At 70.9% G+C, this 16,165-nt stretch carries 16 protein-coding genes and 1 riboswitch; of the genes, 13 read left to right on the forward strand and 3 right to left on the reverse strand.

Going from position 1 to position 16,165, the window contains the following annotated elements; translation table 11 throughout:
* Positions 1-2: 2 nt before the first annotated feature.
* From ACFYV1_RS32195 to ACFYV1_RS32240, 10 genes are all read left to right on the forward strand, one after another.
* Entirely contained in the window at positions 3-293 is a 291-nt protein-coding gene (locus tag ACFYV1_RS32195) for a hypothetical protein (RefSeq protein WP_389399177.1), read from the forward strand.
* Between the two features lie 159 nt (positions 294-452).
* Complete coding sequence (locus ACFYV1_RS32200) at positions 453-1,103, forward strand: SurA N-terminal domain-containing protein (RefSeq protein ID WP_389399178.1); 651 nt, start codon at positions 453-455, stop codon at positions 1,101-1,103.
* 20 nt (positions 1,104-1,123) lie between these two features.
* Positions 1,124-2,128 (forward strand): nucleoside triphosphate pyrophosphohydrolase, encoded by a 1,005-nt coding sequence (locus ACFYV1_RS32205; RefSeq protein ID WP_389399179.1) that lies wholly within the window; start codon positions 1,124-1,126, stop codon positions 2,126-2,128.
* Complete coding sequence (locus ACFYV1_RS32210) at positions 2,125-3,378, forward strand: cytochrome P450 (protein ID WP_389399180.1); 1,254 nt, start codon at positions 2,125-2,127, stop codon at positions 3,376-3,378. Before ACFYV1_RS32205 ends, ACFYV1_RS32210 begins: the two co-directional genes overlap by 4 nt.
* Before the next feature lie 207 nt (positions 3,379-3,585).
* The gene (locus ACFYV1_RS32215; protein ID WP_389399181.1) at positions 3,586-4,524 is read left to right on the forward strand and encodes a transglycosylase family protein; all 939 of its coding nucleotides are present in this window, start codon (positions 3,586-3,588) and stop codon (positions 4,522-4,524) included.
* 270 nt (positions 4,525-4,794) lie between these two features.
* Positions 4,795-4,973: riboswitch (cyclic di-AMP (ydaO/yuaA leader) on the forward strand.
* A gap of 3 nt (positions 4,974-4,976) precedes the next feature.
* Positions 4,977-5,639, forward strand: coding sequence for a transglycosylase family protein (locus ACFYV1_RS32220; RefSeq protein WP_389399182.1), 663 nt, complete (start codon positions 4,977-4,979; stop codon positions 5,637-5,639).
* A gap of 313 nt (positions 5,640-5,952) precedes the next feature.
* On the forward strand, positions 5,953-7,239 hold the full coding sequence (eno, locus tag ACFYV1_RS32225) for a phosphopyruvate hydratase (RefSeq protein WP_389399183.1): 1,287 nt from the start codon (positions 5,953-5,955) through the stop codon (positions 7,237-7,239).
* Positions 7,240-7,339: 100 nt separating this feature from the next.
* Positions 7,340-7,819, forward strand: coding sequence for a septum formation initiator family protein (locus ACFYV1_RS32230; protein ID WP_389399184.1), 480 nt, complete (start codon positions 7,340-7,342; stop codon positions 7,817-7,819).
* Between the two features lie 19 nt (positions 7,820-7,838).
* Positions 7,839-8,375: a DUF501 domain-containing protein gene (locus tag ACFYV1_RS32235; protein ID WP_389399185.1), complete on the forward strand. Its 537-nt coding sequence runs from the start codon at positions 7,839-7,841 to the stop codon at positions 8,373-8,375.
* Positions 8,372-9,301 carry an exopolyphosphatase gene (locus tag ACFYV1_RS32240; RefSeq protein WP_389399186.1) on the forward strand — a complete coding sequence of 310 codons (930 nt, stop codon included), beginning with the start codon at positions 8,372-8,374 and terminating at the stop codon, positions 9,299-9,301. The genes ACFYV1_RS32235 and ACFYV1_RS32240 overlap by 4 nt, the downstream gene beginning before the upstream one ends.
* Positions 9,302-9,318: 17 nt before the next feature.
* On the opposite strand, the gene ACFYV1_RS32245 is transcribed toward ACFYV1_RS32240, so the two are convergent.
* Entirely contained in the window at positions 9,319-10,125 is an 807-nt protein-coding gene (locus tag ACFYV1_RS32245; RefSeq protein WP_389399187.1) for a VOC family protein, read from the reverse strand.
* A 110-nt stretch (positions 10,126-10,235) separates the two neighbouring features.
* The gene (locus ACFYV1_RS32250) at positions 10,236-10,586 is read right to left on the reverse strand and encodes a winged helix-turn-helix transcriptional regulator (RefSeq protein WP_389399188.1); all 351 of its coding nucleotides are present in this window, start codon (positions 10,584-10,586) and stop codon (positions 10,236-10,238) included.
* Positions 10,587-10,682: 96 nt separating this feature from the next.
* Here ACFYV1_RS32250 and ACFYV1_RS32255 point away from each other — a divergent pair, with 96 nt between their 5' ends.
* Positions 10,683-11,564 (forward strand): NAD(P)-dependent oxidoreductase, encoded by an 882-nt coding sequence (locus ACFYV1_RS32255; protein WP_389399189.1) that lies wholly within the window; start codon positions 10,683-10,685, stop codon positions 11,562-11,564.
* A gap of 95 nt (positions 11,565-11,659) precedes the next feature.
* Here the strand turns inward: ACFYV1_RS32255 and ACFYV1_RS32260 are convergent, their stop codons facing one another.
* Positions 11,660-12,823 (reverse strand): S8 family peptidase, encoded by a 1,164-nt coding sequence (locus ACFYV1_RS32260; protein WP_389399190.1) that lies wholly within the window; start codon positions 12,821-12,823, stop codon positions 11,660-11,662.
* Positions 12,824-13,182: 359 nt separating this feature from the next.
* On the opposite strand from ACFYV1_RS32260, the gene ACFYV1_RS32265 reads away from it, so the two are divergent.
* Both ACFYV1_RS32265 and ACFYV1_RS32270 read left to right on the forward strand, forming a co-directional pair.
* Positions 13,183-14,259: a LuxR C-terminal-related transcriptional regulator gene (locus tag ACFYV1_RS32265; protein ID WP_389399191.1), complete on the forward strand. Its 1,077-nt coding sequence runs from the start codon at positions 13,183-13,185 to the stop codon at positions 14,257-14,259.
* A gap of 349 nt (positions 14,260-14,608) precedes the next feature.
* Positions 14,609-15,988, forward strand: coding sequence for an NAD(P)/FAD-dependent oxidoreductase (locus ACFYV1_RS32270; RefSeq protein WP_389399192.1), 1,380 nt, complete (start codon positions 14,609-14,611; stop codon positions 15,986-15,988).
* The last annotated feature ends 177 nt before the right edge of the window (positions 15,989-16,165 follow it).

Genomic DNA, 16,165 nt, shown 5'->3' on the forward strand with positions numbered 1-16,165 from the left:
GAGTGACGAAATGGACCGGTATCCGGGACGAACAGGCGTTCCGGGAGGCAGCACGCCGCGTCGTCGACCTGGTGCTGACGGACGACGACGTCTACCTCGACGCTCTTCCTGACGCTGTGGAGATCGAGATCGTGACGCCCCTGTCCATGGTCGCGGACGTCCTGGAGGACGGACACACCTTGGACGAGCTGCGCTCGGCAGTCCGTGTCTTTCTGAGTGCCGCCGCCGCGGTGGCATCCCAGATGCCGAACGATCTGGCAGAGATGGTCAGCGACCTGAGGACAGCGAGGTGACCCGGGGTGGGGCGGTGCTGCGGTCCGGCACCACTCCCACCGCATCCGGACCGTTCGGCGAATCGTTTGGCGAATCAGTGGCCCACACCACTGAGACTGCCTAACATCGATCACCGCAAGGCCTTGTGCACCGAAGCACAATCACGCCAGGAGGCTCCTTTGCACCGCCGTCGTCGCACCGCGCTCACCGTCTCCGCCGCGCTCATCGCCGCCGCGCCGCTCCTCGCCGCCTGCGGCAGTCAGGCCCACCCGGGGGCCGCCGCGGTTGTCGGCGGAGAGCGGATCGAGGTGTCCGCCGTCCAGGCGAAGGTCCAGGACGTGCGCGACGCGCAGCAGGCCTCGCCGCAGTCCGCGCAGTTGATCAGGGACACCGGACAGCTCGGCCGCGCCAAGCTGTACGACCTGATCGTCGACCGTGTCGTGCAGCGCGCGGCCGACGACGCCGGGGTGAGCGTCAACCGCCGGGAGATCCAGGACGAGCGCGGCAAGCTGGTGGAGCAGGCGATGGGCGAGGAGCAGCTCGCCGCCATGTACCTCCAGCAGCGTGGCATCGCCCCGGACCAGCTCGACGCCGCCGTGCGCCGCGACATCCTGGTCGGCAAGATCGCGACGGCGATCGGCGCGGAGAACAGCCCCGAGGGCCAGCAGAAGCTGAACGAGACGTTCACCGCCGCGGCCAAGTCCCTGGACATCGACGTGAACCCGCGTTACGGCGCCTGGGACGACCAGAAGCTCGAGCTCGGTGCGTACAAGGCGCCCTGGATCACACAGGTGTCCCAGGGCGAGGAGCCCGCCCCGGCCGGTGCGTAGCGCGCTGTAGGTTCGGGGGTGTGACCACTGAAGCACCCGCCGCCGGCCGTATCGTCCTGCTCACCGCCAGCCACCGCGTGGCGCCCGGACTGCTGTCCTGGCCCGCGTGGCGGACGCTGCACGCCGCGGACCGGGTGGTGTGCGGCGACGCCGCCCACCGGCAGCTGTCGTACCTCCGTGACGCGGGTATCACCGTGGAGCACGCGGAGCCTGGCGCGCAGGAGCTCGTGGACTACTGCGCGGAGGGCGGCCGCACGGTCGTGGTGCTGGCCTCGGGGGAGGGCGAGACGACACTGACCGACGGCCTGGCCCGCCTCGGCGGCTCCGGCCGGGTGCGGATGCCGGACCTGGAACTGCTTCCCGGCGCGTACGACCTGCCGGGAGCCCGGCTGCTCGACCTCGTGGAGGTCATGGACCGCATCCGGCGCGCCTGCCCCTGGTCGTCGCAGCAGACGCACAAGGGCCTGGCCAAGTACGCCATCGAGGAGGCGTACGAGCTCGTCGAGGCCATCGAGGACGGTGACCGCGACGAGCTGCGCGAGGAGCTGGGCGATGTGCTGCTCCAGGTCGTCTTCCACGCGCGCATCGCGGAGGAGGGCCGCCCGGAGGACGGGGCGGAGCCGTTCTCGGTCGACGACGTGGCGGGCACGATCGTGGAGAAGCTGATCCACCGGCACCCGCACGTCTTCGGCGAGGAGACCGCCTCCACACCCGAGGAGGTCAAGGCGCACTGGCTGCGCACCAAGGCGATCGAGAAGCAGCGCGAGTCGGTGACCGACGGCGTCCCGCTCGGCCAGCCGGGCCTCGCCCTCGCGGCGAAGCTCGCGTCCCGGGTCCGTACGGCGGCCTTGGACGTCCCCCTCCCCAAGGGCGGGGGCATCGGTTACGAGCTGCTCGCCCTCGCCGCCCGCGCGGAGGCGGACGGCGTCGACCCCGAGGCGGCGCTGCGGGCCGCGGCCCGCGCGTACCGTGACGCGATCCGGGCGACGGAGCGGCAGGACGCGGCCGGTAACGTCGAGGGGTGAACGCCCCGAACGACCCGAACCCGGCCCCCGAACTCTTCACCTGGGAGTTCGCGACCGACCCGTATCCCGCCTACGCCTGGCTGCGCGAGCACTCGCCCGTGCACCGGACCCGGCTCCCCAGCGGGGTGGAGGCGTGGCTGGTGACCCGTTACGCCGACGCCCGGCAGGCGCTGGCCGACCAGCGGCTGTCGAAGAACCCGGCGCACCACGCCGAACCCGCGCACGCCAAGGGCAAGACGGGCATTCCCGGCGAGCGCAAGGCAGAGCTGATGACGCATCTGCTGAACATCGACCCGCCGGACCACACCCGGCTGCGCCGGCTCGTCTCCAAGGCGTTCACGCCACGCCGGGTGGCCGAGTTCGCGCCGCGCGTGCAGGAGCTGACGGACCGGCTCATCGACTCCTTCGCGGAGAAGGGGACCGCGGACCTGATCCACGAGTTCGCCTTCCCGCTCCCCATCTACGCGATCTGCGACATGCTCGGCGTCCCGCCGGAGGACCAGGACGACTTCCGCGACTGGGCGGGCATGATGATCCGGCACGGCGGCGGGCCGCGCGGCGGGGTCGCCCGCTCCGTGAAGAAGATGCGGGGATACCTCGCGGAGCTGATCCACCGCAAGCGGGAGCAGCCCGGCGACGACCTCATCTCCGGCCTCATCAAGGCGTCCGACCACGGCGAGCACCTCACGGAGAACGAGGCCGCCGCGATGGCCTTCATCCTTCTCTTCGCCGGCTTCGAGACCACCGTCAATCTCATCGGCAACGGTGTCTACGCGCTGCTGCGCAACCCGGAGCAGCGTGAGCGCCTGCAGACGTCGCTGGCCGCGGGGGAGCACGGGCTGCTGGAGACGGGTGTCGAGGAACTGCTCCGCTACGACGGGCCGGTGGAGCTCGCGACCTGGCGGTTCGCCACCGAGCCGCTCACCGTCGGCGGGCAGCGGATCGCGGCCGGCGATCCCGTGCTCGTCGTGCTCGCCGCCGCCGACCGTGATCCGGAGCGCTTCGACGCGCCGGACACGCTCGATCTGTCACGGAGCGACAACCAGCATCTGGGGTACGGGCACGGGATCCACTACTGCCTCGGCGCACCGCTCGCCAGGCTCGAGGGGCAGACCGCGCTGGCCACTCTGCTCCGCAGAATGCCGGACTTGCGGCTTGCGGGTGATCCGGCCGATTTGAGGTGGCGTGGGGGGCTCATCATGCGCGGATTGCGCACTCTGCCCGTTGAGTTCACCATCCAAACAAACTGACGCCTCGTCAATTCTGTGACTTTCACGTGATCTCCGCTGCATCGACTTGTGACTCGCGTTCGAATGCGACTACGTTCACCGTCGACTCGGCAGGCGTCAGCAGGCCGACGGGTCCACCGCTGTCACGTGAAAGGCAACCGCATGCTCTCCGGGAACGGACGACACCGCCGACCCCGCCAGGCTCCGGCCCTCATCGTCGCGGCAGGGGTGACCGGTTCGGCAATCGCCATTCCGCTGCTCGGCGCGGGTGCGGCATCCGCGGCGGACGCCAGCACCTGGGACCGCGTCGCGGAGTGCGAGAGCGGAGGGGCCTGGAGCGCCGACTTCGGCAACGGCTTCTACGGCGGACTCCAGTTCTCGCAGGAGACCTGGTCCGCCTACGGCGGCACCGCGTACGCGCCCAGCGCCGACCTCGCGAGCCGCTCGCAGCAGATAGCGGTCGCCGAGAAGGTGCTCGCCGCCGAGGGGCCCGCGGCGTGGCCCGCCTGCGGACCGCTCGCGGGGCTGCAGGACGACGGCATGGACACCGGTGTCGACCCCGGCATCCTCCCCCTGCCGCAGGAGAGCGACGCGCCGTCCGGCGAGCCGTCGACGGACCCGTCGCCGACGGCCGGGCCGACCGGCACGGAGGACGGCGGGACCGCCGACGACACCGCGGACACGTCGGGCGAATCCGGCACTCCGGACGCGGACGCCTCGCAGCCGTCCGATGACGCCACCGCCGAGCCGGCGCCCAAGGATGGCGACGCGGCCGCCCCGGTCGAGCCCACCGCTCCCGGCGCGGACGACGGCACCTCGGGGACGGCGCCTGCGGACGAGGCGACGGACGAGGTGACGGACGGCACCGGCAGGCACCGCGGCGCACCGGCCGGGGACGAGACGGAAACCGGCAATGCGGGCGAAGAGCGCGACAACGGTCGTCATGCCTCACGCAGTGACAGTTCCGGGCGCACCGGGGTGGACGGGGTGACGGATCCCGGTGTCTACACCGTTCAGCCCGGCGACAACCTGTGCGACATCGCCGCCGAGAACGGGGTGACCGGAGGCTGGCCGGCCCTGTACGAGGCGAACGAGGCGACGGTCGGCGCCGACCCCGACCTCATCCTGCCCGGTCAGAGCCTCGATCTGGGTCTGAACCAGGGATAGTTCGCGGGTGGTTTGATCGCCATATGTCCGTTCTGTTCGAGTGAGACAAGGGTCTCTTTGTCTCAACTGGAGCAAATCGCCCGGCGAATTCGGCCACTCCGCCCCCCACCTGCGAAAACGGACATCTTGGAGTGTCCGGTTCGAGTACTTTCTCCCCGATGTTCGACTTTGAACATCGGGGAGCGGTGCGTTTACGGTCTGAACCGCTCGCCACCGCGGGCACCGTCGACCGATACGCCGAATCCTGCCGTCGGTCGGGGGGAACACTCGTCGCTCAGAGCGCCGAAGGCAGGAGCGGGGGACCCAAGGTAAGCGCCGGCGCCGGACGTTCGGATCGAGAAGACCGAAGCACCGGAACCGGCTGGGGGTTAAGTCGCGCGGGACCGCGCGGCCGGGCACTCACGGCCCGAACCCGACAGCTCACCTCGCAGGCGTCGGTGAGGAGAAGTTCCATGCTGCGTTCCACCGGCAAGGCCAAGCACCGCCGCCCGTCCAGGATCACCCGTCTCGTCGCGCTCGCCGGTGTCGCCGGCGCCGCGATCGCCGCCCCGGTCCTCGGTGCCGGCTCCGCGTCCGCCGCGACCGTCTCCGAATGGGACGCGGTCGCCCAGTGCGAGTCCGGCGGCAACTGGTCCATCAACACCGGCAACGGCTACTACGGCGGCCTGCAGTTCTCCAGCTCGACCTGGGCCGCGTTCGGTGGCACCGCGTACGCCTCGAACGCCCACCTGGCGTCCAAGGCGCAGCAGATCGAGATAGCCGAGAAGGTCCTGGCGGGCCAGGGCAAGGGCGCCTGGCCGAGCTGCGGTGTCGGCCTGTCCAACGCCACCCCCGCCACCGGCTCCGCCGACGCCGAGCCCACCCAGCCGGCCCAGAAGCGTGCCGAGGCGCCCACCACGCGCTCCGAGCGCGCCGAGGCCCCGGCCCCGGAGAAGAAGGCGAAGTCCTTCCAGAAGGGCGACGGCGAGTACACGGTCGAGGCCGGCGACACCCTGAGCAGCATCGCCGAGGCCGAGAAGGTCAAGGGCGGCTGGGAGAAGCTGTTCGAGCTGAACAAGGACATCGTCGAGGACGCCGACGTGATCCACCCGGGTCAGCGGCTCCACCTCGGCTGACACCCCCTCCGCGGTCCGGCGGCCGCGGAGTCACCCCGCCCGTGCGAAACGGGATCCGAGCACCCCGGTCCGGCGTACCTTCCCCCGTACACGCCGGGCCGGGGCTCGGTCCGTAGCGGGCCGGAACGGCCCAAGAGCGGTTACCCGCAGGTAGGTAAAGCCCTGTTTGTCCGGCCGCGGGAGTCTTGATGCCCTTTTTCGTCCCAGCGGGCGGGCATCGGCCGGCCTTTGCCCCCGAGGCGGTTAGGCTCTTGCCGCAAGGCCAAGCAGACCTCTGCACTTTTCTCGCGTCACATCCCAGAAGGAGATGCTCGTGCCGTCCATCGACGTCGTCGTAGCCCGGGAAATCCTGGACTCCCGAGGCAACCCCACGGTCGAGGTCGAGGTTGGCCTCGACGACGGCAGCACGGGTCGTGCTGCAGTTCCGTCCGGCGCATCCACCGGTGCGTTCGAGGCTCTCGAGCTCCGCGACGGTGACCAGAACCGCTACCAGGGCAAGGGTGTCGAGAAGGCGGTCCTCGCCGTCATCGAGCAGATCGGCCCGGAGCTCGTCGGCTACGACGCCACCGAGCAGCGCCTGATCGACCAGGCGATGTTCGACCTGGACGCCACGCCGGACAAGTCCTCCCTCGGGGCCAACGCCATCCTCGGTGTCTCCCTCGCCGTGGCGCACGCCGCCGCCGAGGCCTCGGACCTGCCGCTCTTCCGCTACCTGGGCGGCCCGAACGCGCACCTGCTGCCCGTTCCGATGATGAACATCCTGAACGGCGGCTCGCACGCCGACTCCAACGTGGACATCCAGGAGTTCATGATCGCGCCGATCGGCGCCGAGTCCTTCTCCGAGGCCCTGCGCTGGGGCACCGAGGTCTACCACACCCTCAAGAAGGTCCTGAAGCAGAAGGGCCTCTCCACCGGCCTCGGCGACGAGGGCGGCTTCGCGCCGAACCTCGACTCCAACCGCGCCGCCCTGGACCTCATCCTCGAGGCCATCAAGGAAGCCGGCTACGCCCCGGGCAAGGACATCGCGCTCGCGCTCGACGTCGCCGCGTCCGAGTTCTACAAGGACGGCAGTTACGAGTTCGAGGGCAAGTCCCGCTCGGCCGCCGAGATGACCGAGTACTACGAGGAGCTCGCCGCCTCCTACCCGCTGGTCTCCATCGAGGACCCGCTGTTCGAGGACGACTGGGACGGCTGGAAGGTCCTGACCGACAAGCTGGGCACCAAGGTCCAGATCGTCGGCGACGACCTCTTCGTCACCAACCCGGAGCGCCTCGCCCGCGGCATCGAGGACGGCGCCGCGAACGCCCTGCTCGTCAAGGTCAACCAGATCGGTTCGCTGACCGAGACCCTCGACGCCGTCGAGCTCGCCCAGCGCAACGGCTTCAAGTGCATGATGTCCCACCGCTCCGGCGAGACCGAGGACGTCACCATCGCCGACCTGGCCGTCGCCACCAACTGCGGCCAGATCAAGACCGGCGCCCCGGCCCGCTCCGAGCGCGTCGCCAAGTACAACCAGCTGCTCCGCATCGAGGAGATCCTCGACGACGCCGCGGTGTACGCCGGCCGCAGCGCCTTCCCGCGGTTCAAGTACGAGGGCTGAGCGAAGGCGATCTCCGGCTGACGCCCTGTCGTACGTACGTCCCCGGCCGCGGTCCCGTACCGTGTCCGGGGACGTAGGCATGTGAAGGGGAGGCGAGAGGATGGCGCGCAGGCCGGAGGCCGACCGGTTCTCCACCGCGACCAGGCTGCGGCTGCTCGGTGAGCAGACCGCCGCGCGCGTCTACCGGTCCCAGAACCGCCGCCAGGCCCGCCGCTCCCGGCTCACCGGACGTGCCGCCTTCCTCGCCCTCGTCGTGTGCTCGCTCGTCGTCGCACTCGCCTACCCGATGCGCCAGTACGTCTCCCAGCGGGCGGACATCGCCGAGCAGGAACGTCTGATGGACGAGGCGCGCCGGGAGGTCGAGCGGCTCAAGGACGAGAAGGCGCGTCTCCAGGACGACATGTACATCCGGCGGCTGGCCCGCGAGCATCTGCACTACGTGCTCCCGGGGGAGACCGGCTACACCGTGATCGACTCCGAGGCCGCCGAGCAGCAGCGCGAAGAGGGTGGCGCGGCCGACCGGCCGTGGTACTCCAACGTATGGACCGGCGTGGATCACGCCGACGAACCGCAGAAGTAAGTCAGCGAACAAGGCAGGCATGGAAACCCCTCCTCCCACCACCGAACCCACCGAGCCGACGGACGCGGACATCGCCGCGTTCAAGGAGCAGCTCGGCCGGCCGCCGCGCGGTCTGCGCGCGATCGCGCACCGCTGCCCGTGCGGGCAGCCCGACGTCGTGGAGACCGCACCGCGGCTCCCCGACGGCACCCCGTTCCCGACGCTGTACTACCTGACGTGCCCGCGGGCGGCCTCCGCGATCGGCACGCTCGAGGCGAACGGCGTCATGAAGGAGATGACCGAGCGCCTGGCCGCCGACCCGGAACTGGCCGCCGCCTACCGGGCCGCCCACGAGGACTACATCGCCCGCCGTGACGCCATCGAGGTGCTGGAGGGCTTCCCCAGCGCGGGCGGCATGCCGGACCGGGTGAAGTGCCTGCACGTCCTGGTCGGCCATTCGCTGGCGGCCGGACCCGGCGTGAACCCGCTGGGCGACGAGGCGATCGCGATGCTGCCGCAGTGGTGGGCCAAGGGGCCGTGCGTGTCGCCGTGCGCACCGGGGAAGGACGCCGAATGACCCGCGTCGCCGCCATCGACTGCGGCACCAACTCCATCCGCCTGCTCGTCGCCGACGTCGACCCCGCCACGGGGAAGCTCGTCGACCTCGACCGCCGGATGACCATCGTCCGCCTCGGGCAGGACGTGGACCGTACCGGCCGCCTCGCCCCTGAGGCACTCGAGCGGACGTTCGCGGCCTGCCGCGAGTACGCCGCCGCGATCAAGGAGCACGGCGCGCACCGCCTCCGCTTCGTGGCCACGTCCGCGTCCCGTGACGCCGAGAACCGCGACGAGTTCGTCGCCGGCGTCCGCGACATCCTGGGTGTGGAGCCCGAGGTGATCAGCGGTGACCAGGAGGCCGAGTTCTCCTTCACCGGTGCGACGAACTCCCTCGACGGCCGCTTCGACCTCGAGCGGCCCTACCTGGTCGTGGACATCGGCGGCGGGTCCACCGAGTTCGTGGTGGGCGAGGACCACGCCCGTGCCGCCCGGTCCGTCGACATCGGCTGCGTACGGATGACCGAGCGGCACGCGCCGGGCAGCCCGGCGACGCCGGAGCAGATCGCCGCCGTCACCGCCGACATCGAGGCCGCCCTCGACGATGTCGAGAAGACCGTGCCCATCGGGCAGGCCCGCACCCTCGTCGGGCTCGCCGGCTCCGTGACCACCGTCGCCGGGATCGCGCTCGGCCTGGAGGCGTACGACTCCGAGGCCATCCACCACTCGCGGATCTCCTACGAGCAGGTCGAGGAGGTCACCACCATGCTGCTGAACTCCACGCACGACGAGCGCGCGGCGATCGGCGTGATGCACCCCGGCCGGGTCGACGTGATCGCGGCCGGGGCGCTCGTACTGCTCACGGTCATGCGGCGGGTCGGCGCCCGCGAGGTGGTCGTCAGCGAACACGACATCCTCGACGGCATCGCGTTCAGCGTCGCCGGCTAGGCGTCCGGCGTCGCCGGTCAGGACGCGGCGGGGGGAGCCGGGGAGGGGGTGAGGACGACGAACTCCGCCCCGGCCGGGTCCGTGCACACCGCCAGCCTGCCGACGCCCTCCGCGTCCTCGGGACCCATCGAGACCGAGCCGCCCTTCTCCCGGACGAGGGCCACCGTCGCGTCGCAGTCCGCCGAGCCGAAGACGGGGTGCCAGTACGGGTGCGCCGGACCGGACGCGAACATGTCCGGAACCGCCATGACGCCGCCGAACATCCGCTCGGGGGGACAGTCCTCGGGCGTCAGCATCGTGTACGTGCCGCCGCCGCCCGGGAGCTCCATGTCCTGACCGGTCCAGCCGAAGACGGTGCCGTAGAAGCTCTGCGCGGCGGACGAGTCGGTGGTGTAGAGCTCGACCCAGCCGAGGCTGCCGGGGCCGTCGGCGGCCTGCATACCGGGGTAGCTGCCCGCCTGCCAGACGGCGAACTGGGCGCCCTGCGGGTCGGTGAGCTGTGCGAACCGGCCCTCCTCCGACACCTCGGACGGCGGGGTGCGGACGGAGCCGCCCGCCTGCTCGACGGCCTTGACGGTGGCCTCGATGTCCCGGGTGTTGAAGTAGATCATCCAGGCGGAGCGGGCGCCCTCCTCGGTGAGCCGTCCGACCGCTCCGACCGTCCTGCCGTCGAGGCGGAAGGCCTTGTAGTCGCTCATCTCCTCGTCGAAGGACTGGGCCTGCCAGCCGAACACGGCACCGTAGAAGTCGGCGGCGGCGTCGATGTCGGGAGCGCCGAGGTCGATCCAGGCGGGAGAGCCGGGGACGAAGTCAGTGGTGATCACGCGAATCCCTTTCTCCGGGTTTCCCCGGTTCTGTCCGGGGTGCTGCGTGTCAGCCTGTCACCGTGCCCGGGCCCTCGCGCGGTGACCCGGCCGAGCCCGCACCGTACGCGTCAGCCGACCGGTGTCGCCGCCGCAGAGCCGATGACGTGCTCCCGGCCCCAGGCGCCGAGCGGCGCCAGCGCCTCGTTGAGCGCCGTTCCCCGGGCCGTGAGGGAGTACTCGACGCGGGGCGGGACCTCGTCGTACTCCTCACGGTGCACGATGCCGTCCGCCTCCAGCTCCCGCAGATGCGAGGCGAGAACCTTCTCAGTGACCCCCCGCAGCCGCCGGCGCAGCTCGCCGAACCGGCAGGCCCGCTCGCCGAGCTCCCACAGGATCAGCACCTTCCACTTCCCGCCGATCACGTCCATCGCAGCGTCGATACCGCAGTGGTACGCCCCCGGCCTTCGCGCGGTCGTCATGTGCCGACCCTCCCGCCTGCTCGCTCACCCCTCGGTAACCACCCACTCGAAAGTGCGTACTTGATGGTCCTCGGGCCTCCGACAAGGCTAAACGCCATGACCGACAACACCACCCCGAAGCCGTCCCTGTCCGTTCTCGGGCTCGGTGCCATGGGCACCGCCCTCAGCCGCGCCTGGCTCGCCGCAGGACATCCCGTCACCGTCTGGAACCGCACTCCGGCCCGGGCGGAGCCGCTCGCCGCCGAGGGTGCCTCGGTCGCCGCTGCCGCCGCTCAGGCCGTCGCGGCGAACGATCTCGTCGTGATCTGCCTGCTCGACGACGCGTCCGTCGGCGAGGCACTCGCGGACGCGGAGCTGACAGGCAAGGACCTGGTGAACCTCACCACCAGCACGCCCGCCCAGGCCCGCGACCTGGCCGAGTGGGCGGGTGAGCGCGGGGCGCGCCTGCTCGACGGCGGCGTCATGGCCGTACCGCCGATGATCGGGGTGCCCGAGTCGGGCGGATACGTCTTCTACAGCGGGTCACGCGACGTCTTCGACACCCATCGGGAGACCCTCGCAGTACCGGCCGGCACGAGGTACGTGGGGGAGGACGCGGGCTTCGCCGCTCTGCACGACGTGGCGCTGCTCAGTGCGATGACCGGCATGTTCGCCGGGATGCACCACGCTTTCGCGCTGATCCGCAAGGAGGACATCGAGCCCAGGGGCTTCGCCGCGCTGCTCGCGGAGTGGCTGGTCGCCATGTCCAGGGCGGTCCACACGACCGGCGAGCGGCTGGAGAGCGGTGACTTCACCACCGGCGTGGTGTCCAACCTGGCCATGATGGTCACCGGCAACGCCACCCTGCGGAGCACCGCGGAGGAGCAGGGTGTCAGCGACGAACTGCTGGCCCCCTACATGGCGCTGATGACGCGTCATCTCGAGGACGGGCACGGCGACGAGGACGGCACCGGTGTGATCGACCTGCTGGTCCGCTGAGCCGGGCGCCGCACGAGGCGCGCCCGGCCCGGTCGGGGGCTCTCCGACCGGGCCGGGCGTCATCCGGCTCCCCCCCGCGCCTCCTCGCTGCCGGATCAGAGGGTGGACTTGAACAGCAGACGGTTGGGCGTGCTGCCGACGTTGCCGCTGATCACATTGGCGGTGCTGTTGTTGACCAGCCAGCTGTTGACGGTGCTGCTGGACGCGTCTCCGTACGCCGACTTGTAGAGGGCGGCCACGCCGGCGACGTGCGGCGAGGCCATCGAGGTGCCGCTCAGCGAGGCGGAGCCGCCACCGGGACGGGCGGACGTGATGCTCACACCGGGCGCGTACAGGTCGGTGCAGCTGCCGTAGTTGCTGAAGCTCGCCTTGCGGTCCGAGGAGTCGGAGGCGGCGACGCTGATCGCGCCGGGGGCGCTGGCCGGGGACACGTTGCAGGCGTCCTGGTTCTCGTTGCCCGCGGCGACCGCGAGATGCACGCCGGAGTTGGCGAGGTTGGTGGCCGCGTTGTTCAGCGAGGACGAGTAGCCGCCGCCCAGCGAGGCGTTGGCCACGGCGGGCTTGACCGCGTTCTGCCGGACCCAGTCGAAGCCGGCGATGATGCCGGAGAACGAGCCGGAGCCCTCGCAGTCGAGCACGCGCACACCGCGCAGCTGGACTCCCTTGGCGACGCCGTACGTCGTACCGCCGACGGTCCCTGCGACGTGGGTGCCGTGTCCGTTGCAGTCCTGCCCGTTGCCGCCGAAGGCGTCGAAGACGTTACGGGCACGGCCGCCGAAGTCGGCGTGGGACGTGTCGATGCCGGTGTCGATGATGTACGCCGTCACACCGGAGCCGTTGCGGTTGTACGTGTAGGTGCCGTTGCGGCCGGTGCGCTGGTCTATTCGGTCCAGGCCCCACGGCGCGTTGCTCTGGGTGGCGGTGGAGGTGACCTTCTGGTCCTCCTCGATGGCGAGCACCCGCGAGTCGCCGCGCAGCGACTTGAGCTGGCCTGCGGTCAGCTCCGCGGCGAAGCCGTTGAGCACGTCCTCGTACAGGTGGCGGGTCTTCACCGACTTGGCCTTGGCGACGGCCGCCGGGTCGGCGTCGGCCTTGAGGGTCACGATGTAGCGGCCCTTGATCTCCGTGGCGGCGGGAGCCTCCGCCACCTTCAGCAGCGGCGCGGGCGCCGGCTCGACGACGGGTGCGGCGGAGCCGACGGCGGGGACCAGGGCCAGGGGAACTGCCAGGACCAGGGCGCCGATGTGGGTTTTGCGCATGGAGAAGCTGACACCTTTCGTGGTACCGGCCGGGACCGGTGAGTGGGGGAGCGCTCCAGGGCCCTTCTGGACGGCGAGTGCCGTCCTGTGGGGAGGCCGGATGGGGCGCGGAAGGTGGAACAGCGCGTCGCGCGGCGAGGCCGCGCGACGGTGTGGCGGGCGCACCGGAAGGACGGCCTGCGAACGGGATCGCCGCTCGCCGGGCCGGCGTCACTGCCGGGGCGCGGCGAAAACATACTTGCGGTAACTGCCCGTTCACCAGGGCCGAATCAGGCGTGACCGTTAGTGGACAGGGTCAGTCGCGTGATCCCGGACCTGGCCATGGCCAAGGCGCCTCCGGCGGTTCTAGGGTCTGGATCATGTCAGCGGAGCAGGCCCCTCACCCGCAGGCCGTACCACCGGCCGTCGGCACGCAGCACGACCTCGGCGCCCCGGCGCCCGCCGGTCCTTCCCCACGCCCGTCGGACGCGGCCGGCGATGTCGCCGACGAGGCGCGTGGCGCCTACACGGCACTCGTCGAGGGGCCGTGGCAGGACCCGGCACGCGCCGGCGACGGTTGCGCGCTGCCCAGGGACGTACGGGACTGGCTCGGTGAACGGCGGCTGCTCAGCGGCCGGGACCGGATCAGTTCCCCCGAACGCGCCCTGCACGACCTGCTCGCCGAGCACCGCGAGCGCCTCGACCGGTCCTGGGAGGAGCTGCGCAGCGGCCTGGAGGCGGTCGACGACGTCCTGCGACTGCTCCCCGGCGTGCGGCACGCGGGGCGCGAAACGGTGGAGGCGGAGTTCTTCGACGACCGGACCCGGTTGCGCCAGCGGATCGACGACCTGGACGTGCTCTGCCGGGACGAGGTCCTCGGTCTGCGCAGGACCTTCCCCGCCCCGGAGCTGCTGGAGGACAGCCTGGGCGGGGATCTGCGGATGCTGGACCGGGGCGTGTCGGTGCGTCTGCTGGTGTCCATCCGGGCCGCACGCCGTCCGGGCGCCGCCCGCTATCTCTCCGTGCTCGTGGAGCGCGGCGGGCAGGTACGGGTGACCACGACCGTGCCGCTGCACCTGAACATCGTCGACCGCGCGGTGACGGTTCTCGCCCTCGGGCCCGTGGACGGAGGGGAGGTCGCGTCCGGCGACGTCATCCTGCACAGTGCCCGGCTCGCCAAGTGCTTCGCCCAGGTCTTCGAACACCACTGGGGAGTCGGCCGCCCCTGGCAGGCGGTGAGGCCGGGCAGCGGCGGCTCGGCGTGCGACTGGTCGCAGCGGGAACGCGAGGTCCTGGCCCTGCTCGCCTCGGGGGCGAAGGACGAGGCGATCGCCCGCAGGCTGGGTTGTTCGGAGCGGACGCTGCGACGTCTGCTGACCGCGCTCGTCGCCAAACTGGGTGCCGAGAGCCGCTTCGCGGCAGGGGTGCAGGCCGCCCGGCTGGGCCTGCTGGACTGACCTGGCGGGGGTCCCGCGAGAAAGTTCGTGAACTTCTTCACAAGGAAAACCGTCCGGACTGGTCCGTCGGAGCCCCGAAAGCCCCTTTGTGCCCGCCTGTTGGTGCTGGAGGACCACATTCGAAGGCGTGCGGAGGCTGGTGCTCCCAGAGAGGAAGGGTGGGTGGTTCAACCGCCATCAGGCCCTAGGTGCCAGCTCAGAGGGGTGATCAACGTTTCCCGTCGCGCAGTGGTTCCCTCTTGGCGTCATGACCTCGGTCACGCGGGCCGCGCAGTGTAGCAGAGTGGGAGGAACACCTTGTGAAGGGGCTCACGAGCGCCCCCTCCGAGGGGGGTGGATACTCGATGGCATGAGCACCACGGAGCGTCCCAGGATCCTCGTTGTAGGCGGTGGGTACGTAGGCCTGTACGCAGCTCGGCGCATTCTCAAGAAGATGCGCTACGGCGAGGCGACCGTCACGGTCGTCGACCCGCGGTCGTACATGACGTACCAGCCCTTCCTCCCCGAAGCTGCCGCCGGCAGCATCTCGCCTCGGCATGTCGTCGTCCCGCTGCGACGCGTGCTGCCCAAGGCCGAGGTTCTCACCGGCAGGGTCACGACCATCGACCAGGACCGCAAGGTCGCGACGGTCTCGCCGCTCGTCGGCGAGGCGTACGAGCTGCCCTTCGACTACCTGGTGATCGCCCTCGGCGCGATCTCCCGCACCTTCCCGATCCCCGGCCTCGCCGAGCAGGGCATCGGCATGAAGGGCATCGAAGAGGCCATCGGCCTGCGCAACCACGTTCTCGAGCAGCTGGACAAGGCCGACTCGACGACCGACGAGGACGTCCGCCGCAAGGCGCTCACCTTTGTCTTCGTCGGTGGCGGCTTCGCCGGCGCCGAGACCATAGGTGAGGTCGAGGACCTGGCCCGCGACGCGGCCAAGTACTACAACAACGTGAAGCGCGAGGACATGCGCTTCATCCTGGTCGACGCCGCCGACAAGATCCTCCCCGAGGTCGGCCCGAAGCTGGGCAAGTACGGCAAGGAGCACCTCGAGGGCCGTGGGGTGGAGGTCTACCTCTCCACCTCCATGGACTCGTGCGTCGACGGCCGCGTCGTGCTCAAGAACGGCCTCGAGGTCGACTCCAACACCATCGTGTGGACGGCCGGCGTGAAGCCGAACCCGGCGCTCGCCCGCTACGGTCTGCCGCTCGGCCCCCGCGGCCACGTCGACTGCGCCGACACCCTCCAGGTCAACGGCACCGACTACATCTGGGCCGCCGGCGACAACGCCCAGGTCCCGGACATGGCCGCCCGCAAGGCCGGCGTCGAGAACGCCTGGTGCCCGCCGAACGCCCAGCACGCCCTGCGCCAGGCCAAGGTCCTCGGCGACAACGTGATCTCCGGGATGCGCGGCTTCCCGCAGAAGTCCTACGAGCACGCGAACAAGGGTGCGGTCGCCGGTCTCGGCCTGCACAAGGGCGTCGCGATGATCGTCATGGGCAAGGTCAAGATCAAGCTCAAGGGCCGGCTGGCCTGGTACATGCACCGTGGCTACCACGGCATGGCGATGCCGACCTGGAACCGCAAGATCCGCGTGTTCGCCGACTGGACGCTGGCGATGTTCCTCAAGCGCGAGGTCGTCTCCCTCGGCGCGATGGAGACCCCGCGCGAGGAGTTCTACGAGGCGGCCAAGCCGGCGCCTGCCGTCGCGAAGCCCGAGGCCGAGAAGGCCAAGGCCTCCTAGCGGTACCCACCGCCCTGTCGAAGGGGCCGCCCGCCATCCGTGGTGCGGGCGGCCCCTTCGGCGTTTCCCCGTCCCGGACGCCGTCCCGGACCGGTCGCGGACCCCGTCCCTGGGCGGTCCCTGTCCTGGTCCCGTCCCGGACCGGTCACGGACCCCGTCCCGGCCCGGTCCCGGAAC

The organism is Streptomyces sp. NPDC003023 (assembly GCF_042888225.1).
Classification (GTDB): domain Bacteria; phylum Actinomycetota; class Actinomycetes; order Streptomycetales; family Streptomycetaceae; genus Streptomyces.